The organism is Devosia sp. GW821-FHT12F11 (assembly GCF_058806655.1).
Map to the genome: position 1 here is coordinate 81218 of NZ_JBXAPX010000009.1, position 23471 is coordinate 104688.

The 23471-nt window shown below is 64.3% G+C and carries 19 protein-coding genes; 16 read left to right on the forward strand and 3 right to left on the reverse strand.

Annotation, left to right across the window (positions count from 1 at the left end; genetic code table 11):
• Nucleotides 1-4: 4 nt before the first annotated feature.
• The 11 genes from nuoG to AC1ROK_RS23745 are packed head-to-tail and all read left to right on the forward strand — an operon-like array spanning nt 5 to nt 12456.
• Nucleotides 5-2116 (forward strand): NADH-quinone oxidoreductase subunit NuoG, encoded by a 2112-nt coding sequence (gene nuoG, locus AC1ROK_RS23695; RefSeq protein ID WP_492851529.1) that lies wholly within the window; start codon nt 5-7, stop codon nt 2114-2116.
• A gap of 9 nt (nt 2117-2125) precedes the next feature.
• Entirely contained in the window at nt 2126-3223 is a 1098-nt protein-coding gene (gene nuoH / locus AC1ROK_RS23700; RefSeq protein WP_492851531.1) for an NADH-quinone oxidoreductase subunit NuoH, read from the forward strand.
• Entirely contained in the window at nt 3223-3711 is a 489-nt protein-coding gene (gene nuoI / locus AC1ROK_RS23705; RefSeq protein ID WP_055881640.1) for an NADH-quinone oxidoreductase subunit NuoI, read from the forward strand. The genes nuoH and nuoI overlap by 1 nt, the downstream gene beginning before the upstream one ends.
• 9 nt (nt 3712-3720) lie before the next feature.
• Nucleotides 3721-4329, forward strand: a complete 609-nt coding sequence (locus AC1ROK_RS23710) for an NADH-quinone oxidoreductase subunit J (RefSeq protein WP_492851534.1) — start codon at nt 3721-3723, stop codon at nt 4327-4329.
• Entirely contained in the window at nt 4330-4650 is a 321-nt protein-coding gene (gene nuoK / locus AC1ROK_RS23715) for an NADH-quinone oxidoreductase subunit NuoK (RefSeq protein ID WP_326867889.1), read from the forward strand.
• Between the two features lie 7 nt (nt 4651-4657).
• Nucleotides 4658-6724, forward strand: a complete 2067-nt coding sequence (gene nuoL / locus AC1ROK_RS23720; protein ID WP_492851537.1) for an NADH-quinone oxidoreductase subunit L — start codon at nt 4658-4660, stop codon at nt 6722-6724.
• The gene (locus AC1ROK_RS23725) at nt 6721-8238 is read left to right on the forward strand and encodes an NADH-quinone oxidoreductase subunit M (protein WP_492851539.1); all 1518 of its coding nucleotides are present in this window, start codon (nt 6721-6723) and stop codon (nt 8236-8238) included. The genes nuoL and AC1ROK_RS23725 overlap by 4 nt, the downstream gene beginning before the upstream one ends.
• A gap of 9 nt (nt 8239-8247) precedes the next feature.
• Nucleotides 8248-9693: an NADH-quinone oxidoreductase subunit NuoN gene (nuoN, locus tag AC1ROK_RS23730; RefSeq protein WP_492851541.1), complete on the forward strand. Its 1446-nt coding sequence runs from the start codon at nt 8248-8250 to the stop codon at nt 9691-9693.
• Nucleotides 9693-10517: a biotin--[acetyl-CoA-carboxylase] ligase gene (locus AC1ROK_RS23735; RefSeq protein WP_492851543.1), complete on the forward strand. Its 825-nt coding sequence runs from the start codon at nt 9693-9695 to the stop codon at nt 10515-10517. The genes nuoN and AC1ROK_RS23735 overlap by 1 nt, the downstream gene beginning before the upstream one ends.
• 2 nt (nt 10518-10519) lie before the next feature.
• Nucleotides 10520-12199 (forward strand): ribonuclease J, encoded by a 1680-nt coding sequence (locus AC1ROK_RS23740; protein WP_492851545.1) that lies wholly within the window; start codon nt 10520-10522, stop codon nt 12197-12199.
• A gap of 8 nt (nt 12200-12207) precedes the next feature.
• Nucleotides 12208-12456, forward strand: a complete 249-nt coding sequence (locus tag AC1ROK_RS23745) for a DUF1467 family protein (protein ID WP_492851547.1) — start codon at nt 12208-12210, stop codon at nt 12454-12456.
• Between the two features lie 143 nt (nt 12457-12599).
• On the opposite strand, the gene AC1ROK_RS23750 is transcribed toward AC1ROK_RS23745, so the two are convergent.
• Nucleotides 12600-12929 (reverse strand): MmcQ/YjbR family DNA-binding protein, encoded by a 330-nt coding sequence (locus AC1ROK_RS23750; protein WP_492851549.1) that lies wholly within the window; start codon nt 12927-12929, stop codon nt 12600-12602.
• A gap of 386 nt (nt 12930-13315) precedes the next feature.
• Between AC1ROK_RS23750 and proS the strand changes: the two genes are divergently transcribed.
• From proS to AC1ROK_RS23770, 4 genes are read left to right on the forward strand one after another with little or no spacing between them, the layout of a single operon-like run.
• A complete protein-coding gene (proS, locus tag AC1ROK_RS23755) occupies nt 13316-14665 on the forward strand; it encodes a proline--tRNA ligase (protein ID WP_492851551.1) in 1350 nt (449 codons plus the stop codon).
• A complete protein-coding gene (locus AC1ROK_RS23760; RefSeq protein WP_492851553.1) occupies nt 14662-16023 on the forward strand; it encodes an ABC transporter permease in 1362 nt (453 codons plus the stop codon). Before proS ends, AC1ROK_RS23760 begins: the two co-directional genes overlap by 4 nt.
• Complete coding sequence (locus AC1ROK_RS23765; RefSeq protein ID WP_492851555.1) at nt 16020-17381, forward strand: ABC transporter permease; 1362 nt, start codon at nt 16020-16022, stop codon at nt 17379-17381. Before AC1ROK_RS23760 ends, AC1ROK_RS23765 begins: the two co-directional genes overlap by 4 nt.
• Nucleotides 17374-18060 carry an ABC transporter ATP-binding protein gene (locus AC1ROK_RS23770; RefSeq protein ID WP_492851557.1) on the forward strand — a complete coding sequence of 229 codons (687 nt, stop codon included), beginning with the start codon at nt 17374-17376 and terminating at the stop codon, nt 18058-18060. The genes AC1ROK_RS23765 and AC1ROK_RS23770 overlap by 8 nt, the downstream gene beginning before the upstream one ends.
• Before the next feature lie 265 nt (nt 18061-18325).
• Here the strand turns inward: AC1ROK_RS23770 and AC1ROK_RS23775 are convergent, their stop codons facing one another.
• Together AC1ROK_RS23775 and AC1ROK_RS23780 are read right to left on the reverse strand one after the other, a co-directional pair.
• The gene (locus AC1ROK_RS23775) at nt 18326-18691 is read right to left on the reverse strand and encodes a hypothetical protein (protein ID WP_492851559.1); all 366 of its coding nucleotides are present in this window, start codon (nt 18689-18691) and stop codon (nt 18326-18328) included.
• A gap of 99 nt (nt 18692-18790) precedes the next feature.
• On the reverse strand, nt 18791-19618 hold the full coding sequence (locus tag AC1ROK_RS23780) for an isocitrate lyase/PEP mutase family protein (protein ID WP_492851561.1): 828 nt from the start codon (nt 19616-19618) through the stop codon (nt 18791-18793).
• Between the two features lie 292 nt (nt 19619-19910).
• On the opposite strand from AC1ROK_RS23780, the gene dnaE reads away from it, so the two are divergent.
• The gene (dnaE, locus tag AC1ROK_RS23785) at nt 19911-23384 is read left to right on the forward strand and encodes a DNA polymerase III subunit alpha (RefSeq protein WP_492851563.1); all 3474 of its coding nucleotides are present in this window, start codon (nt 19911-19913) and stop codon (nt 23382-23384) included.
• Nucleotides 23385-23471: the final 87 nt, after the last annotated feature.

Sequence of the window (23471 nt, forward strand, 5' to 3'; positions counted from 1 at the left end):
GCCAATGGCCAGCATCAAAGTCGACGGTACACTCGTCGAGGTCCCCGATTACTACACCCTGATGCAAGCCGCGGAAGCAGCCGGCGCGGAGATCCCGCGTTTCTGCTACCACGAGCGCCTGTCGGTCGCCGGCAACTGCCGCATGTGCCTCGTCGAGGTGAAGGGCGGCCCGCCCAAGCCCCAGGCCAGCTGTGCCATGTCGGTGAAGGACCTGCGTCCGGGCCCGAACGGCGAGCCGCCGGAGATGTTCACCAACACCCCGATGGTCAAGAAGGCCCGCGAAGGGGTGATGGAGTTCCTGCTCATCAACCACCCGCTGGATTGCCCGATCTGCGACCAGGGTGGCGAGTGCGACCTGCAGGACCAGGCCATGGCTTATGGCGTGGACAAGAACCGCTTCGCCGAGAACAAGCGCGCCGTCGAGGACAAGTATCTCGGGCCGCTGGTGAAGACCGAGATGAACCGCTGCATTCACTGCACGCGCTGCGTCCGCTTCACCACCGAGGTTGCCGGCATCACCGAGATGGGCCTGCTCGGCCGCGGTGAAGACGCCGAGATCACCTCGTATCTCGAGCAGGCGCTGACCAGCGAGCTGCAGGGCAACGTCATCGACCTCTGCCCGGTCGGCGCGCTCACCTCCAAGCCCTATGCGTTCCATGCGCGTCCGTGGGAACTGGTGAAGACCGAGACCATCGACGTGATGGATGCGGTCGGCTCCAATATCCGCGTCGACAGCCGTGGCCGCGAAGTGATGCGCATCCTGCCGCGCGTCAACGAGGCGATCAACGAAGAGTGGATTTCGGACAAGACCCGCTTCATCTGGGATGGCCTCAAGAGCCAGCGCCTCGATCGCCCCTATGTCCGCTCCGGCGGCAAGCTGAAGCCGGCATCGTGGGATGAGGCGTTTGCCGCCATCGCCAAAGCGATCAAGGCTTCGGGCGGCGGCAACAAGGTCGGCGCCATTGCCGGCGACCTGGCGGCCGTCGAGGACATGTATGCGCTCAAGGCGCTGATGACCTCGCTCGGCTCGGGCATGACCGATTGCCGCCCGGCGATGTCGGGGATCGACCCGTCGATGCCGCGCTCGGCCTATATCTTCAACCCGACCATTGCCGGGATCGAAGAAGCCGACGCGATCCTGATCATCGGCTCGAACCCGCGCAAGGAAGCGGCGCTGGTCAACGCGCGCATCCGCAAGGCCTGGCGCGCCAAGAACACTCCGATCGCGCTGATCGGCGACAATGCCGACCTCACCTACAAGTACGAGTACTTGGGCAACGGGCTGTCGGCGCTGGCCGACCTCGTGGCGCGCAAGGGCAACTTCGGCGAGATCCTGTCCAAGGCCGTGCGTCCGCTGATCATCGTGGGCGAGGGCGCCGTATCGCATGGCGCCGCCCATTCCAAGCAGATCGGCCGTGACGTCCTCGCCATGGCGGCCAAGCTCGCTACCGGCTCGGGCGCTGCGGAAGACTGGAATGGCCTCGCGCTGCTGCACAATGCCGCCGGTCGTGTCGGCGGCCTCGACATCGGCTTCGTGCCGCATGACGGCGGCGTCTGCTCGGCCGACCAGATCGGCCTTGCCGGCAAGGGCGAGCTCGATGTGCTGTTCCTGCTCGGCGCCGATGAGTACGACACCTCGGCCATGGGCAAGGCGTTCGTGGTCTATGTCGGCACGCACGGCGATGCCGGCGCACACCGCGCCGACGTGATCCTGCCGTCCGCCGCCTACACCGAGAAGTCGGGTACCTACGTCAATACCGAGGGTCGCGTGCAGCTCGCCGAGCGCGCCGTGTTCCCGCCGGGCGAGGCTAAGGAAGACTGGGCGATTTTCCGGGCGCTGAGCGCTGTGCTCGGTCAGCCGCTGCCGTTCAACTCGTTGAGCCAGCTGCGCGCCGCGATCTATGCCGAGTTCCCGCACCTGGCGCGGCTCGACCAGATCGCCCAGGGTTCGCTGGCCGATGTGAAGAAGCTCGCCGGCGCCGCGATCAAGACCAAGTCCGCAACCTTCACCTCGCCGGTTGCCGACTTCTACCTCACCAACCCGATCGCGCGGGCGTCCGCGACGATGGGCGAATGCGCCGCGCTGCAGGCCGGTCTCCGGCAGGCAGCAGAGTAAGGGGCCCAGATGGATTTCGTTGTTTCAGCGCTGGACTACCTGCTCGGTATCCCGATCTTCGGGTGGGGGACGCAGGTTGGCTTCATCTACAAGGGGCTGCTGCTCCTCATCGCGCTGCTGTTGTTCACCGCGTACATCCTGCTCGCCGACCGCAAGATCTGGGCGGCGGTGCAGCAGCGTCGCGGCCCCAACGTGGTCGGCCCGCTCGGGCTGTTGCAGAGCTTCGCGGACTTGTTGAAGTTCGTCCTCAAAGAGCCTGTAATCCCAGCAAGTTCGGACAAGGTGCTGTTCATTCTGGCGCCGCTGGTGACCTCAATCCTGGCGCTCTCGGCCTATGCCGTGATCCCGTTCGACAGGGGTTGGGCGCTCGCCGATATCAATGTCGGCATCCTCTACATTTTCGCCATCTCGTCGCTGGGCGTTTACGGCATCATCATGGGCGGCTGGGCTTCGAACTCGAAGTACGCCTTCCTCGGTGCGCTCCGTTCGGCAGCGCAGATGGTGTCGTACGAAGTCTCGATCGGCCTCGTGATCATCACCGTGCTGCTGGTCGTCGGCTCGCTGAACCTCACCGATATCGTGGTGGCGCAGCAGTCTGGCGGCATCGCGCACATGCTCGGCGTGCCGTGGCTCAGTGTCCTGAACTGGTACTGGCTGCCGTTGTTCCCGATGTTCGTGATCTTCTACGTCTCGGCGCTGGCGGAAACCAACCGCCCGCCGTTCGACCTGCCGGAAGGTGAATCCGAGCTCGTGGCCGGCTACATGGTCGAGTATTCCTCGACCCCGTACCTGCTGTTCATGCTCGGCGAATACATCGCCATCATCCTGATGTGCTCGATGACGACGATCCTGTTCCTCGGGGGCTGGGCGGCGCCGATCGACCTGCCGCCGTTCACCTGGATCCCGGGTGTCGTCTGGTTCGTCCTCAAGCTCTGCCTGGTGTTTTTCATGTTCGCGATGGCCAAGGCGATCGTGCCGCGCTACCGCTATGACCAGCTGATGCGCATCGGCTGGAAGGTCTTCCTGCCGATCTCGCTCGTCATGGTGGTCGTCGTCGCCGCGGTGCTCCAGCTCACCGGCTGGGGTTGGCACGGAGGGTCCGTCTGATGCGTTTCGCCCAGTTCCTCAACGGCCTGTTGCTGCGTGAGTTCGTCGGCGCCTTCTTCCTCGCGATGAAATACTTCTTTGCGCCCAAGAAGACGGTGAACTACCCGTTCGAGAAGATCCCGTATTCGCCGCGTTTCCGCGGCGAGCACGCGCTGCGCCGCTATCCCAACGGCGAAGAGCGTTGCATCGCCTGCAAGCTCTGCGAAGCGATCTGCCCGGCGCAGGCCATCACCATCGAAGCCGGCCCGCGCCAGAACGACGGTACCCGTCGTACGGTGCGCTACGACATCGACATGGTGAAGTGCATCTATTGCGGCTTCTGCCAGGAGGCTTGCCCGGTCGACGCCATCGTCGAAGGGCCGAACTTCGAGTTCGCGACCGAAACGCGCGAGGAGCTGTATTTCTCGAAAGAGAAGCTGCTCGCCAATGGTGATCGTTGGGAGCGCGAAATCGCGGCCAACCTCGCTGCCGACGCGCCGTACCGGTAAGGGATCGAGATGACGCTGCCGCTATTCTTCTTCTATGTGTTCTCGGTCATCACCGTCGCTTCGGCGCTGATGGTGATCGCGGCGCGCAATCCCGTGCACTCGGTGTTGTTCCTGATTCTGGCGTTCGTGAATTCGGCCGGCCTGTTCATGCTGGCCGGCGCCGAGTTCCTGGCGCTGATCCTGATCGTCGTCTATGTCGGCGCCGTCGCGGTGCTGTTCCTGTTCGTCACCATGATGCTCGACGTCGATTTCGCGTCGCTGCGCCAGGGCATGCTGCAATACGCGCCGGTGGGTGTGGTGGTCGGCGTGATCCTCTTGCTCGAACTGCTGCTGGTGGCGGGGAGCTTTGTGCTGCCGGTCGATGGCGCGGCCGTGGCTGCGGTGCCGATGGATGCGGCGATCGACAATACGCGCGCCATCGGGCAGTTGCTCTACACGCGCTACGTCTTCCTGTTCCAGGGCGCCGCCGGCGTGCTGCTGGTCGCCATGATCGGCGCGATCGTCCTGACGCTTCGGCACAAGTCCAACGTCAAGCGGCAGGACATCTTCCGCCAGACCGGGCGGAAGCGCTCGGAAGGCACGGAACTGGTCAAGGTCAAATCGGGGCAGGGGCTCTAAATGCTGGCAGCAACAGGCATCGGGCTCGGGCACTACCTGACCGTCGGGGCGATCCTCTTCACGCTGGGCGTGTTCGGTATCTTCCTCAACAGGAAGAACATCATCATCATCCTGATGTCGGTGGAACTGATCCTCTTGGCAGTGAACATCAACTTCGTGGCGTTCTCGTCGCAGTTGGGTGACCTCGCCGGACAAGTGTTCGCGCTGTTGATTCTCACCGTCGCCGCTGCTGAAGCGGCAATTGGTCTCGCCATCCTCGTCATCTTCTATCGCAACCGCGGCTCCATCGCCGTGGAAGACGTCAACTCGCTGAAGGGCTGACCGCAAAGTGATCCAGGCCATCGTATTTTTCCCGCTCGTCGGGGCCCTGATCGCAGGTTTGCTGGGCCGCATCATCGGTCACCGCACCAGCGAGTACATCACCACCGGGCTGCTGATCGGCGCCGCAGTGCTGAGCTGGATCGTCTTCGCCCAGTACTGGTTTGCGCCGCCAGCAGCCGAAGGCGCGCACGGTGCAGAACATGCGGCGACCAAGGTCGAAGTGATGCGCTGGATCGTCTCCGGTGCGCTCGATCTGCGCTGGGTGCTGCGCGTCGACACCCTTACCGCGGTGATGCTGGTGGTGGTAACCACCGTATCCAGCCTCGTGCACCTTTATTCGATCGGCTACATGGCCGATGATCCGCACCGTTCGCGGTTCTTCGCCTACCTGTCGCTGTTCACCTTCGCCATGCTGATGCTGGTGACCGCCGACAACTTCCTGCAGATGTTCTTCGGCTGGGAAGGCGTGGGGCTCGCGTCCTACCTGCTGATCGGCTTCTGGTACACGCGGCCTTCGGCCAACGCGGCGGCGATGAAGGCCTTCGTGGTCAACCGCGTCGGCGATTTTGGCTTTGCGCTCGGCATCTTTGCGGCCTTCGTGGTGCTCGGTCACCTCGATTTCGACGGCGCGTTCCACGCGGTCGAGGCGAACAAGGACCTGACTTTCCGCTTCCTCAGCTGGGATCTGCACGCCATGACCGTGGTGTGCCTGCTGCTGTTCATGGGCGCCATGGGCAAGTCGGCGCAGTTCCTGCTCCACACCTGGCTGCCGGACGCCATGGAGGGCCCGACCCCGGTGTCGGCGCTGATCCATGCCGCGACCATGGTGACCGCCGGCGTGTTCATGGTGGCCCGTTTCTCGCCGCTGTTCGAAGCCTCCGAGTTTGCCATGACTGTGGTCATGCTGGTCGGTGCGCTGACCGCCTTCTTCGCCGCGACGGTTGGCCTCGTCCAGAACGACATCAAGCGCGTCATCGCCTATTCGACCTGTTCGCAGCTTGGCTACATGTTCGTGGCGCTGGGGGCAGGGGTCTATTCGGTGGGTATTTTCCACCTGTTCACCCACGCGTTCTTCAAGGCGCTGCTGTTCCTGGGCGCCGGCTCGGTCATCCATGCGATGCACCATGAGCAGGACATGCGGAACATGGGTGGGCTCAGGAAGAAGATTCCGATCACCTACTGGATGATGATCGTCGGCACGCTGGCGCTTACCGGCGTCGGCATCCCGGGCACGCCACTCGGCTTTGCCGGGTTCTTCTCGAAGGACGGCATCATCGAAGTCGCCTACGCGGCGGGTGGTTCTACCGGTTACATCGGCTTCTGGGCCCTGGTGATCGCGGCGATGTTCACGAGCTTCTACTCGTGGCGCCTGATCCACCTGACCTTCCATGGCGAGCCGCGCGGCCAGCATCACGGCCACGGTGCGCATGCGGCGCATGACGACCATGCCCATGCTGACCATGCCCATGACGATCACGGGCATCATGGCAGTGCCTATGACAATGCACATGAAAGCCCCAGTGTCATGCTGGTGCCGCTCTACGTGCTGGCGGCCGGTGCGGTACTGGCAGGCGTGGTGTTCAACGACCTGTTCTTCGGCCATGCCGAGCATATCGAGCACTTCTTCCAGGGCTCGCTGGTGGTCTCCGAAGAGCTGCTCGAGGCGGCGCACGGCGTGCCGCTCTGGGTCAAGTGGTCGGCGACGATCGCCATGCTGCTCGGCTTCGCAGCGGCCTACCAGATGTACATCCGCGATCCGGCGGCGCCGAAGCGGTTGGCACATGCCAACCCGGGGCTCTACCTGTTCCTCTTGAACAAGTGGTACTTCGACGAGCTCTACGACCGCATCTTCGTCAAGCCGGCGCTCTGGCTAGGTAACGCCCTGTGGAAGGGCTTTGACGACATGCTGATCGACAAGACTATCACCGAGGGCCTTGGCAATCGGGTCAAGGACATCACCGGCAAGGTGGTCAAGCTGCAGTCCGGCTACCTCTATCACTACGCTTTCGCCATGCTTATCGGTATCGCGGCGCTGCTCACCTGGGCCATCGCCGCCGGGGGACTTCTTGGATGATCTTCAGTGACCACCTTCTGACGTTCATCACTTTCCTGCCGACGGCGGGCGCGCTGCTGCTGCTGTTCGTCAGTGGTCGCGACGAGGCTGCCAACAACTTGGCGCGCTATATCGCGCTCGGCGTGACGCTGGTGACGGCTGCCCTCAGCCTCTGGCTCTGGTACCTGTTCGACCCGTCGAATACCGGCTTCCAGTTCGTTGAAGTGTGGGCGTTCAGCGACTCGATCGGCTACCGCATGGGCGTCGACGGCATCTCGGTGCTGTTCATCCCGTTGACCGCGGTGCTGATGCCCGCCGTGATCCTCTCGAGCTGGGGCTCCATCACCAAGCGGGTGAAGGAGTACCTGATCGTCTTCCTGATCCTCGAGACGTTCATGATCGGCGCCTTCGCGACGCTCGATCTGGCAATGTTCTACGTGTTCTTCGAGGGCACGCTGATCCCGATGTTCCTGATCATCGGTATCTGGGGCGGGGCGCGGCGCATCCAGGCGACCTACAAGTTCTTTTTCTACAGCTTCACCGGCACGGTGCTGATGCTGATCGCCATCATGGCGATGTACTGGCAGGCCGGCACGCTCGATATCGCCAAGCTCCTGACCTTCAAGTTCCCGCCCGAGGTGCAGACCTGGCTGTGGATCGGGTTCTTCGCCTCGTTCGCGGTGAAGATGCCGATGTGGCCGTTCCACCGCTGGCTGCCGGAAGCGCACGTCGAGGCGCCGACCGGCGGCTCGGTGATCCTGGCCGCAATCCTGTTGAAGCTTGGCGGCTACGGCTTCATCCGCTTCTCGATCTCGATGTTCCCCGATGCCTCGCACCAGTTCGCGAACTTCGTGTTCGTCCTGTCGATCGCGGCGATCATCATCACCTCGCTCGTCGCGCTGGTGCAGACCGATATCAAGAAGCTGATCGCCTATTCGTCGGTCGCCCATATGGGCTTCGTGACGATGGGTATCTTCACCGGCAACATCTACGGCATCCACGGCGCGATCTTCCAGATGATCTCGCACGGTATCGTCTCGGCGGCGCTCTTCTTCTGCGTCGGCGTGGTCTACGACCGGATGCACACGCGTGAGATCGATGCCTATGGCGGACTGGTGTCGCCGATGCCGCGCTATGCCGTGGTGTTCATGGTGTTCACCATGGCCAATGTCGGCTTGCCGGGGACTTCGGGCTTCGTCGGTGAGTTCCTCACCATGCTGGCGGCGTTCCAGGCCAATACCTGGGTGGCGTTCTTCGCGGCGTTCGGCGTGATCCTGTCGGCGGCCTATGCGCTCTGGCTGTATCGCCGGGTGATCTTCGGCGCTTTCACCAAGGAATCGCTGAAGGGCATTCTCGATCTCGACCGGCGCGAAGCCTTCGTGCTGGTGCCGCTGGTGCTCCTCACCATTCTCTTCGGCTTCTATCCCGCCCCGATCCTCGATGCGACTGCCGCCTCGGTGAACCTCGTCGCGGAAAACTTTGCCAACGCCATTGGTGCCGCACCGCAAGCGGTTGCCGCGGCGACCGGCCATTAGGAGACGGGCATGCTGTCCGACGTCACGAGCTTCGCTTCGCTCGCCCCCGCCTATCCGGAACTGCTGCTGGCCGTAGGTGCCATCGTGGTGCTGCTGGTCTCGCTGTTCTGGAAGGGCATCAGTTCTACGGCGGTGTCGATCGTCGCTATCGTGCTGCTCCTCGTGGTGCTGGCGGTGCTGCTGCTGCAGCCAGCCACCGGCGTGTTGTTCAACGGCGTGTTCATCGTCGACGGGTTCGCCCGCTACATGAAGGCGCTGGTGCTCGGCGGCGCGGCGGCGACGCTGCTGATTTCGCTGTCGAACAGCAAGGAGCACGGCATCGACAAGTTCGAGTACGCGGTGCTGGTGCTGCTGGCGACGCTTGGCATGATGATCATGGTTTCGGCCAATGATCTGATGAGCCTCTATATCGGCCTCGAGCTGCAGAGCCTGGCGCTTTATGTCGTCGCGGCGATGAAGCGCGAGGACAAGAAGGCCACCGAAGCGGGCATCAAGTATTTCGTGCTCGGGGCGCTGTCGTCCGGCATGCTGCTCTACGGCGCGTCGCTGGTCTATGGCTTTACCGGCACGACGCAGATCGATCAGATCGTCGCGGCTATCACACTCGACAGCCGTTCGATCGGCCTGATCTTCGGCATGGTATTCCTGCTCGCCGGTATCGCCTTCAAGATTTCCGCCGTGCCGTTCCACATGTGGACGCCCGACGTCTACGAAGGCGCACCCACGCCGGTCACGGCGTTCTTTGCGGCTGCTCCGAAGGTTGCGGCGATGGCGCTGTTCATTCGCGTCACCACCGTCAGCTTCGCGCCGATCACGCACGACTGGCAGCAGATCGTCATCTTCCTCTCCATCGCCTCGATGGTCCTCGCCGCCTTCGCCGCGATCGGGCAGAACAACCTCAAGCGCCTCCTGGCCTACTCGTCGATCGGCCATGTCGGCTTCGCGCTGGTGGGCCTGTCTTCCGGCACCGAGACCGGCGTCGAAGGCGTGGCCGTCTACATGGCGATCTATATCGCCATGACGGTGGGCATCTTCGCCTGCGTGCTGGCATTGCGCACCGAGAACGGTCCGGTCGAGACGATCTCCGAGCTGGCTGGCCTTGCCCAGAAGCGTCCGTTCGTCGCCGCCATCATCGCCATCCTGATGTTCTCGCTCATCGGGCTGCCGCCGCTGGCCGGGTTCTTCGCCAAGTGGCAGGTGTTCCTCGCCGCCGTCGAACAGAACCTGTTCATCCTCGCGGTGATCGGTGTCCTCGCCTCGGCGGTGAGCGCGTTCTATTACCTGCGCATCGTCAAGGTGATGTATTTCGACGAGCCGGTGGCGCAGTTCGCCGCCGTGCCGGGCGAACTGAACGTGGTCATGGCCGGCATCGGCTTCCTGATCGTCACCTATTTCGTCACGGTGGGTTCGCCGCTGACTGCGGCTGCCCGTATTGCGGCCGGAAGCCTGTTCTAGTGGCAGGATTCTGGCTTGGGTCCAGGGCGGTTACCCGCGGCTACCGGCTGAACGGCTTCGACAGCGTCGGTTCGACCTCGACCGAGGCGGCCAGGGCCGCCCAGGCGGGCGATACCGGCGATGTCTGGTTCTGCGCCTTGCAGCAGACCGCCGGTCGTGGCCGCCGTGGCCGGCCGTGGCAATCGCCATACGGCAACCTCGCTGCCAGTCTGCTGGTGGTGCCCGACGTCGATCCGGCGATCGCTGCGACGCTCGGCTTCGTCGCCGGTGTCTCACTTAACCGGGCACTCGCCAGCATCGTGCCGGCCGCCATACTCAAGACCGGCATCGACGGCGCCGACACAGCCGACGGGCGCATCGCGCTCAAGTGGCCCAACGATGTGCTGGCCGATGGCGCCAAGCTCGCCGGCATCCTGCTCGAAGCGCACAAACGCCCGGATGGAAGCATGGCGATCGTGGTCGGGATCGGCGTCAACGTGGTCGAGGCCCCTGAGGGGCTGCCATATCCGGCGACGTCGCTGCGCGCTCTCGGGCTCGATGCCAGTGCCGAGACCGTGTTCGGCGCGCTGTCGGATACCTGGGTCGATGCCGTCGAACTCTGGGACCGGGGCAGGGGCGTTACGCAGGTGCTCGAGCTGTGGCGCCGTTCGGCTGCCGGGATCGGTGCCGAAGTCGCGGTGAACCGCGATGGCGACGTCGTGCGCGGCATCTTTGAAACTATCGACGAGGGCGGACGACTGATCGTTCGCGCCAATGACAACAGCCGTATTGCCATCACCGCCGGTGATGTGCATTTCGGCACGACCGCAAGCGTTAGGAACTGACAATGGCAAAGCCGAGACCCGATGAGCTCGTCTTCGTGCCGCTTGGCGGCGTAGGCGAAATCGGCATGAACATGGGCGCCTACGGCTTTGGGCCGGAGCGCAGCCGCAAGTGGATCGTGGTCGATTGCGGCGTTACCTTCGCCGGGCCGCAGGAGCCGGGCGTCGAACTCATTCTGCCCGATCCGGCATTTCTCGAGGAGAATGCCGACGATATCCTCGCGCTGATCCTTACCCATAGCCACGAAGACCACTACGGCGCCGTGCTCGACCTGTGGCCGGCGTTCGACCGCCCGGTCTACGCCACCGCGTTCACTGCGGCGATGCTGAGCGCCAAGAAGGAATCCGAGGGCATCGTCGAGGATGTCGAGGTCAAGCCGATGCGGGTGGGCAAGCCCTTCACCGTCGGCCCCTTCACCATCGAGGCGATCAACGTCGCCCACTCGATCCCCGAGAGCTGTGCGCTCCTGATCACCACCCCGGTCGGCCGGGTCGTCCATACCGGCGACTGGAAGCTCGACCCGCACCCCGTGGGTGGCCCGCCCACCGATGTCGGCCGCTTCGCCCAGATCGGCGAGGACCGTTCGACGCCGATCGCACTGATCTGCGATTCCACCAACGCCATGAAGGACGGCACCAGCCCGTCGGAGGACGAGGTCGCGTCGACGCTCGAGGCGCTGATCGCCTCGTCGACGCACCGCGTCGCCGTCACCACCTTCGCCTCCAATGTCGGTCGGGTGATTTCGGTGGCCCGCGCCGCGCAGAAGGCCGGCCGCAAGGTGGTGATGTCGGGCAGGGCGCTGCACCGCATCAGCGGCATCGCCCGCGAACTCGGCATGCTGGAGGGGATCGATCCGTTCCTCGACCAGAACGAGTACAAGGCGCTGCCGCGCTCCAAGGTGGTGCTGCTGTGCACCGGCAGCCAGGGCGAAGCGCGCGCCGCCATCGCCCGCATTGCCCGCGAGGAGCATCCGGAGATCTCGCTCAATGCCGGCGACCGGGTGATCTTTTCGTCCTGGGCCATCCCGGGCAACGAACGCGAGGTCATCGACATCCAGAACATGCTGATCGACCGCGGCGTCGACGTCATCACCCAGACGCACGGGCTGGTGCACACCACCGGCCACCCGCGCCGCGAAGAACTGAAGCGGCTCTACGATCTGATCAAGCCGGAAGTGCTGGTGCCAGTACACGGTGAGGCTGCGCATCTCGAGGCGCACGCACTGCTCGGCCGGCAGCATGGCATCGACACCGTCGTCCATGCCCGCAACGGCGACATGGTGCGGCTGTTCCCCGAGACGACGCAGTTCCCGGGCGAGGTTCGTGTCGGCCAGCTCTATCTCGATGGCAACGTGCTCTGCACGCCCGAAGAGAGCGGCGTAAAGGGCCGCCGCCGGCTCAGCTTTGGCGGCCACATCGTGGTCAGCCTCTGCGTCAATTCTTCCGGCCAGGTGCTGGCCGGGCCGGAAACGGTGATCGAAGGCCTGCCGGACGTCGAGGATGACGATGAGTCGCTGCCCGAGATCGTCCGCCGTGCGGTAACAGGTACGCTCAAGTCGATTCCGCCCAAGCGCCGCAATGACCCGGAACTGGTCAACACGGCGCTGCAGCGGGCCGTCCGCAGCGAGGTTTCGTCCTACTGGGGCCGCAAACCCAATGTAACGGTGTTCGTACACCGAGTCTGAGGCTCGCCATGCAAGTCGGAACGTTCCTCGCGATCTTCTTCGTCACCTGGTGGATCTGCCTGTTCCTGGTGTTGCCGTTCAAGGTGCGCAATCAGGTCGACGCGGGCGAGTGGATCCAGGGGACCGAGCGCGGTGCGCCGGCGGGGATTCTTCGGCTGTGGCCAAAGCTGCTGATCACCACGGTGCTCGCGGCAATCGTCACCGGCCTGCTGCTATGGGGGCTGACCACCCCGTGGCTCCAGGAATACTGGCGGTAAGCAGCCCTCGGTAGCCCGATTGGACGCGGTGTCATTCCCGCGAAAGCGGGAACCTCTGTTTTCTTGCCTCCGGCACGATCGCAAACGGAGCTTCCCGCTTTCGCGGGAATGACCCGGTGCCCTGGGGCGGCAGCGAGGCGTGGCTAGCGCCGCTTGGCTCTTGGCCTCGGCAGTGCATGCGCGTACGCCATCTCCAGCGCTGCCTTCAGCTCCTCGGCTGAGAGCTTTGCCAGTATCGCCGTGGTCCAGCCCTGGCGGCCCCAGCCATTGTCGATCGGCACGAATGCCTCCGGCGCCAGCATCGCCTTGAACTCCTGCTCGTCGGGGGTGAGCTTCAGGTTGGCGGTGAGCCCGTCGGCGGCGAGGGTGGCGTAAGTGCGGGCGACTTTGAAGGCGCGCCGATCGAAATGCGGCGCCTCGGTTGTGCCCTCCAGCGCCAATGCAATTGCTCTGAAGTCAGAAGAAGTTGTCATCGATTCTTCATCCGCAAATGAAAAAAGCAGGGCCGAAGCCCTGCTTTGTAAAGTTTCTCGACAATACGCTGGTCTTAGGCACACGGTTAGGTGGCTGCCAACGCTCCTCCCTTGACGTTGTCGACGTCCGGCAACTTGCGGTTGCCTGTGTTCTTATGGCGACGGACCCTAACAACTGAATCTGGGGCTGCCAAGCGGATTCTGCATGGCAGCCATCGCATTTTTACATAGTATTCAAGCCATCATTTGGCAGCGACACGAAGTTGCGCAAAAGCGACGCAGAGCCAAGCGTTTGCCTAAGTTTCGCGCGCTTTTGCGGGCTCCACTTTGCCCCGCTTTGCGGTATAGGGATCGCAATCCGAATCCGGCGCCATCGAGGACCGTACATGCGTTTGAGCCGCTACTTCCTGCCCCTCCTGAAGGAGACGCCGAAAGAGGCCGAGATCGTCTCGCACCAGCTGATGCTGCGTGCCGGCATGATCAAGCAGCAGGCCGCGGGGAGTTACTCCTGGCTGCCGCTCGGCTTCAAGGTGTTGAACAAGGTCATCCGCGTCATCGAAGAGGAGCAGAACCGCTCGGGCGCGGTGCAACTGCTGATGCCGACCATCCAGTCGGCGGACCTGTGGAAGGAATCCGGCCGCTACGATGCCTACGGCAAGGAGATGCTCCGCATCCAGGACCGGCACGAGCGCGACATGCTGTTCGGGCCGACCAACGAGGAGATGATCACCGACATCTTCCGCACCTATGTGAAGTCCTACAAAGACCTGCCGCTGAACCTCTACCACATCCAGTGGAAGTTCCGCGACGAGGTGCGCCCGCGCTTCGGCACCATGCGCTCGCGCGAGTTCCTGATGAAGGACGCCTACTCGTTCGACCTCGACGAGGCCGGCGCCAAGAAGGCGTTCCAGCGCATGTTCGTCGCCTACTTGCGCACGTTCTATCGGCTCGGCCTTACCGGCATCCCCATGCGCGCCGATACCGGCCCGATCGGCGGCGACATGAGCTACGAGTTCCACGTGCTCGCGGAAACCGGCGAGAGCGCGGTGTTCCTCGACTCTGGCCTGCTGGACAAACCGATCCCTTCGATCGACACCGATTTCACCGGCGACCTGGATCCCATTTTCCAGGACTGGACGTCGCTGTTTGCAGCGACCGATGAGATGACTGACGAGGAAACTTTCCGCGCCTCCGTCTCGGGCAACAACCAGCTCGCTGCCCGCGGCATCGAGGTCGGACACATCTTCTATTTCGGCACCAAGTATTCCGAACCGATGGGCGCCAAGGTGACCGGTCCCGATGGCAAGGATGTCACCGTCCACATGGGCAGCTACGGCATCGGCCCGACCCGGCTGGTGCCTGCGATCATCGAAGCCTCGCATGACGATGCCGGCATCATCTGGCCGGTCAGCGTTGCGCCGTTCGAGGCCGTGGTGATCAATCTCAAGGTCGGCGACGCGGAGAGCGACCGGGCGTCCGAACGGCTCTACGACGATCTGACGCGCGAGGGCATCGACGTGCTGCTCGACGATCGCGACCAGGGCGCCGGCGGCAAGTTCGCTGCGGCCGACCTGATCGGCATCCCGTACCAGTTGATCGTCGGGCCGCGTGGCCTCAAGGACGGCGTGGTCGAGATCAAGCACCGCAAGTCGGGCGAGCGCGAGACACTGTCGATCGAGGAAGCCGTCGGTCGGCTCAAGTCGCTGATCGTGCCGCAGCGGCGGGATAGCGTTTGACCGTTTCTCCGCCCACCGCGGCGAAGGGGCCAGGGCCGTTCTCGCGCTTCGAGTTCCTGGTGGCGGGCCGCTATCTGCGTGCCCGCCGCAAGGAGAAGTTCGCCTCCGTCATCGCGGTACTGACGCTGCTGGGCGTGGTGCTCGGCGTTGCGACGCTGATCGTCGTGATGTCGGTGATGAACGGCTTTCGCACCGAGCTCCTCGGCAAAATCCTCGGTCTCAACGGCCATTTCGTGGTGCAGACCGCGGCTGGGGGCTTTGACGGCTACGACGACGTGGTGACGCGCCTCGAAGGCGTCGAGGGCGTGCGTTACGCCATTCCTTATGTCGAGGGGCAGGCGCTCGCCTCGGGCAATGCCAGCGCCACCGGCGTGGTGGTTCGCGGCATCAGCGAGGCGTCGCTGGCCAAGCTCGACCTGTTGCGTGAGGGGGCGGCGCTAGGCGGCTGGGACCAGTGGGATGGCAGCCAGGGCGTCGCCATCGGCCAGCGGCTCTCGGAGCGGCTGGGCGTGTCGCTGGGCGACCAGATCACCATCATCAACCCCAATGGTACCCCAACGCCGTTCGGCATGACCCCGGCCGAACTGTCGCTGCCGGTGAATGTCATCTTCAATATCGGCATGCCCGAATATGACAGCTTCTACGTCTACCTGCCGATGCAGGAGGCGCAGGTCTATTTCCGGCTGTTCGAGGACAAGCTGAAGCCCGGGGTGCAGATGCCTGGGGTGATGGCGACCGACGAAGAGATCGATGCTGCCTATGAGCGTGCCTACAAGGTGAGCGGCGTCGAGGTGTTCGTTGCCGATCCCGACAACATCGCCGGGATGCGCGGAAAGCTGCAGGCGGCGCTGGACGGCGACTTCACCATCACCGACTGGCAGCAGCGCAACGCCACGTTCTTTTCCGCCCTACAGGTGGAGCGGGTGGTGATGTTCGTCATCCTGTCGCTGATCATCCTCGTCGCCGCCTTCAACATCATCGCCAGCCTCGTGATGCTGGTGAAGGACAAGGGACCCGACATCGCGGTGCTCAGGACCATGGGCGCGACCCGCGGCTCGATCCTGCGCATCTTCTCGATGACCGGCTCCGCCATCGGGCTGTCGGGAACCTTGCTTGGCCTGATCCTCGGGCTGGTGTTCGCGATCAACGTGGAAGCGATCCGCTCGACCGTCTCCAACCTCCTCAACATCTCGATCTTCCCACCCGAACTGTTCCTGATGTCGGCCCTGCCGTCGCGCGTGGACCCGGGCGAGGTGACGGTGGTGGTGCTGCTGTCGCTGGGCTTAACTTTCCTCGCGACGCTCTATCCCGCCTGGCGCGCTGCGCGGCTCGACCCGATCGAGGGGCTGAATCAATGACCGATCGCGCTCCGGCTTCCGATCCCGGCCCATTCTCGCGCTTCGAGTTCCTGGTGGCCGGCCGTTATCTGCGGGCCCGCCGACGCGACCGCTTCGTCTCGGTGATTGCCGCGTTGACGCTGACGGGTATTGCGCTTGGGGTGGCGGCCTTGATCGTCGTCACCTCGGTGATGAACGGTTTTAATGCCGAGATCGTCAGCAAGCTGCTGGGCCTCAATGGCCACTTTTCGGCCTATCCGATAGAGGCGCGCTTCACCGACTACGAGAAGTCGGCGTTCCAGATTCAGAGTGTCGACGGCGTGGTGGCGGCGATCCCGTTCGTCGAGGGGCAGGCGCTGGCCTCCGGGGCCAAGGCCGATGCCACCGGGGCGATCGTCCGCGGTGTTTCGCTCGACTCGATCGAGAAGCTCAAGCTGCTGCATGACGGGGCGATCCTCGGCCACTGGGATGGCTGGGACGACGGCAACGGCGTCGCCATCGGGCGGCGCCTGGCCGAGAAGCTCAAGGTCAATATCGGCGACACCGTCACCCTGCTGAGCCCGGATGCATCGGGCCTGCAGAGCGGCGCCCGGCCGCGCACCCGATCGTTCCCGGTGCAGGTGATCTTCGATCTCGGGATGACCGAGTTCGACAGTTTCTACCTCTACATGCCGCTCAGGCCGGCGCAGGATTATCTTGAGATGTTCGACCGGGTGCTGAAGCCCGATGCGAGCGTGCCGCCGGTCGATGCGGACGAGGCTGACCGCGAGGCCGCCTACGACCGGATCTATCGCGCCACGGCGATCGAGGTGTTCATCGCCGATCCGAACGCGCTCGATGCGATGCGGCTGAAGATCGGCCAAGAGATCGAGCGGCCTTTGATCCTCTCGGACTGGCGGCAGCAGCACCAGAACTTCTTCGATGCGCTGCAGACCCAGGGCAGCGTGATGTTCGTGATCCTGTCGATGATCGTCGTCGTCGCGGCGTTCAACATCATCTCCAGCCTGATCATGCTGGTGAAGGACAAGGGCACCGACATCGCGGTGCTGCGCACCATGGGCGCCACCCGTGGCTCGATCATGCGAATCTTCGGCATCGCGGGCGTGGCGATCGGCGTCGGCGGCACGCTGCTCGGCTTGGCGCTGGGGTTGCTGATTGCCGCCAATGCCGAGGCGATCCGGGCGTTCCTGTCGAGCGTGCTCGGCTTCACCATCTTTCCGCCCGAGGTGTTCTTCCTGTCCTCGCTGCCCAGCCGTACCAACCCATCAGAAGTGATCGCCATCGTCGCCGTCGCCATGGGCTTGTCCTTCCTCGCGACGCTCTATCCCGCCTGGCGCGCCGCCCAATACGATCCTGTCGAGGCCCTTCGCTATGAGTGACGTCCACCTGAAGCTCGCCAAGGTGCATCGCCACTACGGCGAGGGCGACACGCTGGTGCGGGTGCTCGAGGCGGCCGACCTCGAGGTCAAGGGCGGCGAGCTCGTCGCTATCGTCGCGCCGTCGGGGGCCGGCAAATCGACGCTGCTGCACATTTCAGGGCTGCTGGAGCGGCCACAGGGCGGCGAGGTCGAGATCACCGGCGTGCCGACCAGCAAGCTCAACGAGCGCGGCCGGACGCTCTTGCGCCGCGATACCATCGGCTACGTCTATCAGTTCCACCATCTCTTGCCGGAGTTCTCGGCGCTCGAGAACGTGACCATGCCGCAGCTGATCGCCGGACGGGATCGCGCGGCGGCGGAGAAGCGGGCCATGCAACTGCTCGATATCCTCGGCATCGCGCCGCGGGCCCAGCATCGACCGGCCGAGCTTTCAGGCGGCGAGCAGCAGCGCGTCGCCATTGCCCGCGCCGCGGCCAACCATCCACGGATCATCCTCGCGGACGAACCCACCGGCAACCTCGACCCGGCCACCAGCGATGTGGTGTTCGATGCGCTTGCATCGCTGATCCGGGAAGAGGGCGCCGCGGCGCTGATCGCCACGCATAACCACGAGCTGGCCCGGCGGGCGAACCGCATCGTGACGCTGCGCGGCGGGCTGATCGAGCCGATCACGCTGTAGGCGGCTTGTGGTTCAACGCAAGTAGGGCGGCCTGCGTCTCCTCTCCCCTGCGGGGAGAGGGTAGTGCAGCTAGGACCGTCAGGTCCGTAGCGGAGCTAGGGTGAGGGGTTCAGCTTCTCAGTGAGCGCTCGCTGCACCGCTTCACCCCTCATCCGGCGCTTCGCGCCACCTTCTCCCGCGGGAGGCGCTATTGCGCCCCCTTGGAGGGGAGAAGCGACCCGAGCCGCTTGCACGTGGGCGAAATGGGTGAGAGCACCAGAGGTCGCTAGCCGTCTGGCCGCATCTCGTCCTCATCACCCTCGCTGGCGCGCCGCAGCCGCTCACGATCGAGCAGGGTGTTCACCCGGGTCCTGAGGCCACGGATCTGTCGGGCCTGGCGCTCGTTGGTATCCCGGAGCTGGCGGATACGCGTCTCGGCGGCTTCCTGATGGTTGATGTCCCATTCGCGCACGCGGCGGACCACCACCTTGGTTTCAGGCGGCGCCTCCAGCAGCGTATCCCAGTCGGTCCCCAGCGAAGCGACCAGCTTATGCGCGGCGAGCGCGGCGGAGTCGCGTTCGCCCGGTTGGTCCGATCCGAGCAGTTTCAGGATGCGGATGAGTTTCTTGCGGGTGCGGGCATCTATCGCCATGGGGCAAGGGGTAACCGCATCGCTACGCGAAATCCAGCCGCCTCACTTCCCCCATGATGGGAGAAGTGCAAAACAGCGGGCTCCAGAGACGTTCACAGCCTAGCGCTTCGGCGCCATCAGCGCCGTCACTTCGGCGAAGGTGATGGAGTTATCGAGATAGGTGGCGGTGCCGGGGCCCAGGAGCTCCATCGACGCGTCCCTGAGGCCGGTCAGTGCGGCGCGTGCGAACGAGCTGCCGGTGCTTACCCGACGCACGCCGGCGGCGGCGAGGTCGGCGAGAGAGTAGGGGGTGTTCTTGGCCCCAAGCACGACATTCACCGGTTTTGTCACTGACGCGCAGACCGTCCGGATGGCATCGAGGTTGGGCAGTCCCGGAGCGAACAGCACGTCGGCGCCGGCTTTCTCATAGGCCTGCAGGCGGCGAATGGTGTCGTCGAGGTCGTTGCGGCCATGGAGGAAGTTCTCGGCACGCGCGACGAAGGTGAACGGGAAGGAACGGGCATGCGCAGCCTCGGCTGCGGCAGCGACCCGTTCGACCGAGAGGTTGAAGTCGTAGATCGGATCGGCCGCGTTGCCCGTCGCGTCCTCGATCGAGCTGCCTACCAGGCCCACCTCGGCAGCGAGGCGCGTGGTTTCGGCGGCGTCCTCGGGCGTGTCGCCATAGCCGTTCTCAAGGTCGGCGCTCACCGGCAGGTCGGTCGCGGCGACGATGTCGGCCGCGTTGCGCAGGGCCTCATCGCGGCTGACGCTGCCTTCGCCGTCGCGGCGGCCGAGGGCAAAGGCGAGGCCGGCGCTGGTCGTCGCGAGCGCCTTGAACCCGAAGCCGGCGAGCAGGCGCGCGCTACCGGCATCCCACGGGTTGGGGATGACGAACAGCGGGCCCTGGTGAAGGGCCTGGAAACGCTCGGCTTTCTGGTCCTGGTTCAACACTCGTTCTCCTTACGGCTTGGTGGATCGGCGACTCGCGCGTTAACCACGTATTCATGGCTAGGCCGATGACGCTAGACAAGAACAAATTGAGAACATACAAGAACGGAACAGAAACTTTGGAGGTTCCGATGCTCTCTTTCGTCAAGGATCTGCTGGCTTTCGTCACCATCTGCGGCTTCTCGGTCGCCTCGCTGACCTGGATGGATATCGCTGCCCGACTCGTGTGACGAGCTGTGGATTGACGTCCTCGTGTGTGGCCGTGGTGCCGCCACGGGGTTAGGAACGACGAATGGCTGGCCCCGGCTTTATTCACCTGCACGTACACTCGGCTTACTCGCTCCTCGAGGGAGCGCTGCCGCTTTCGAAGCTGCTCGATCTCGCCAAGGCGGACAAGCAGCCGGCGCTCGGCATCGCCGACACCAATAACCTGTTCGGCGCGCTGGAGTTCTCCGAGAAAGCGGCAGGGAAGGGAATTCAGCCGCTGATCGGCGTCGAACTGGCCGTCGACTTCTCTGCCATGGAGGACAGCCAGGATCGCATGCAGGAGCGCGGCCATGATCGCGGCCGTTATGGCAAGGGCGGGCTGGTGCTGCTGGCGGCGTCAGAGACCGGCTTCGCCAATCTGTCCGGTCTCGTCAGCCGTGCTCACCTCGAAGGCGAGAATGGGCGCGCCGCCGCAAAGCTCGACTGGCTGCAGCGCGAGGCGCTCGAGGGCATCATCTGCCTCAGCGGTGGCCCGGAAGGCGCCATCGACCCGTGGTTCGCCAACAATGTGGATGCGATTGCGCTCGGTCGGCTCGACCGGCTGCGTGAACTGTTCGGCGACCGGCTCTATATCGAGCTGCAGCGGCATGGCCGCCCGCAGGAAACGCTGAACGAAGGCAAGCTCCTGGATTACGCCTATGCCCGCGGCGTGCCGCTGGTCGCCACCAACGAGCCGTTCTATCCCGGCCCGAGCGATCACGAGGCGCATGACGCGCTGCTGGCGATCGCCGGCGGTACGGTCGTCGCGCAGACCGAGCGCCGCAAGCTCACCGACCAGCACTATTTCAAGACCCGCGAGGAGATGCAAAAACTCTTCGCCGACCTGCCCGAAGCGCTCGACAACACCATCGAGATCGCGCAACGCATCGGTTACCGGCCGAAGAAGCGCAACCCGGTGCTGCCGACCTTTGCCGCGTCCCCGGGGCAGTCGGCCGAGGAGGCAGTAGCCGCCGAGGCGCAGGCGCTGGCGCACATGGCGCGCACCGGACTCGAAGAACGCTTCCGTGTCGTCGGCGTCGCTCCGGGCAAGACCGAGGAAATCTATCGCGAACGGCTGGAATACGAGCTCGGTATCATCGAGCGGATGAAGTACCCCGGCTACTTCCTGATCGTCGCCGACTTCATCCAGTGGGCCAAGGCGCAGGACATTCCAGTCGGCCCGGGCCGCGGCTCCGGCGCCGGCTCGCTGGTGGCCTATGCCACCACCATCACCGACCTTGATCCGCTCGCCTATAACCTGCTGTTCGAGCGCTTCCTCAACCCCGAACGCGTGTCGATGCCGGACTTCGACATCGACTTCTGCCAGGATCGCCGCGAAGAGGTGATCCGCTACGTTCAGCGGAAATACGGCGAGGCGCAGGTCGCGCAGATCATCACCTTCGGTACGCTGCAGGCGCGCGCCGTGCTGCGTGACGTCGGCCGCGTGCTGCAGATGCCGTATGGGCAGGTCGACCGGATCGCGAAGCTCGTGCCGGCCAACCCGGCTGACCCCTGGACGCTCGAGCGCTCGCTGAAGGAAGTGCCGCAGCTCCAGCAGCTGGCCGACGAAGACGAACAGGTTCGCGACCTTCTGGCCATCGGACAGAAGCTCGAGGGGCTTTACCGCCACGCCTCGACCCATGCCGCCGGTATCGTCATCGGCGACCGGCCGCTGCAGGAACTGGCGCCGCTCTACCGCGATCCGCGCTCGGACATGCCGGTCAGCCAGTACAATATGAAATGGTCGGAGACGGCCGGGCTGGTGAAGTTCGACTTCCTGGGCCTCAAGACCCTGACCACCATCAAGCGCGCCGTCGACATGATCAATCGCAGCGGCGACGGTAAGTTCCGCATCGAAGATATCCCGATCACCGACGAGAAGACCTACAAGCTCTATTCGATCGGCGACACCGCCGGAGTGTTCCAGGTGGAAGGCGCCGGCATGCGCCGAGCCCTGGTCGACATGAAGCCCGACCGCTTCGAGGACATCATCGCGCTGGTGGCGCTCTATCGCCCCGGTCCGATGGAGAACATCCCGCTGTTCAATGCGCGAAAGCGCGGCGATGAGGATATCGAGTATCCGCATGAAGCGCTGAGCGAGGTGCTCGACGAGACCTATGGCATCATCGTCTACCAGGAACAGGTGATGCAGATCGCGCAGATCCTTTCCGGCTATTCGCTAGGCGAAGCCGATATGCTGCGCCGCGCCATGGGCAAGAAGATCAAGGCCGAAATGGATGCGCAGCGGGCGCGCTTCCAGGAGGGCGCGATCAAGTATGGCCTGAAGAAGGGCCTCGCCGACACCATCTTCGACCTGCTCGCCAAGTTCGCCAACTACGGCTTCAACAAGTCGCACGCCGCGACCTATGCGCTGGTCAGCTACCAGACGGCCTATCTCAAGGCGCATTACCCGCACGAGTTCTTCGCGGCGACCATGACGCTCGATATGGGCAATACCGACAAGCTCAACGAATTCCGGCAGGACGCCAAGAAGCACGGCATCGAGATCGTGCCGCCCTGCGTCAACCGCTCGGACGCGGTGTTCAACACCCACGACGGCAAGGTGTTTTATGCCATCGGCGCGGTGAAGGGCGTGGGGCAGGCGGTGGCCGAACACATCATGGAGGCGCGCGGCGACAAGCCGTTCGCCGACCTCGGAGATTTTGCTACCAGGGTGGATGCGCGGATCATCAACCGCCGCACGCTGGAAGCGCTGATCAATGCGGGAGCCTTCGATCAACTGGTGCCGCGGCGCGAGCAGGCGTTCGCCGCCATCGACGCGATTGTTGCGACGGCACAGCGCACCAATGCCAATGCTGCCGACGGCATCATGGATATGTTCGCGGCCGACCGCCCGGAGCCGATCCTGCTCAATCAAGCGGTAACCAACTGGTCACCTGCGGAGCGGCTGTCGCGCGAGCACGGGGCGATCGGCTTCCACCTCTCCGGTCATCCGCTCGACCAGTATGCCGAACTGTTCGACCGGCTGCGGGTGACGCCCTATGCCGATTTCGAGCGGGCGGTGAAGGAGGCCGACGCGCGGGCAGGGCGGCTTGCCGGCACCATCGCAACCCGTAACGACCGGCGTACCAAAAAGGGTACGCCGATGGCGATTATCAGCCTGTCGGACGCCAGCGGCGGCTACGAGGTGATCGCGTTTTCCGAGCAGATCAGCCAGTTCACCAATGTGCTGCAGCCGGGCAAATCCGTGGTGCTGACGGTGGAGGCCGATGAGCGCCCCGATGGCATCAGTTTGAGGCTGATCAATGCCGAGCCGATCGACGGCCTCGCCGAAAAAATCGGCCGGCGCCTCACGGTGTTCGCGGGCTCCGAAAAGTGCCTCGCCCCGATCGCTTCGCAGCTCAAGCCCGGCGGTGAAGGTCAGGTCAGCTTCATCGTCATCCGCGATGCCGGCGCCAAGGAATACGAGATCGAACTGAAAGGCGGCTACCGCCTCAGCGCCGAAATCGCCGGCAGCATCAAGGCGATGGAAGGTGTGGTGGACGTGCGGCTGAACTAGCCACGGATACTCGCACTGGGGACGGCGAATGTTCCGGAGCCCACTTGTCGGTCTCGTTGCAGCCGGCCTCATGTTTGTGGTCCCGGG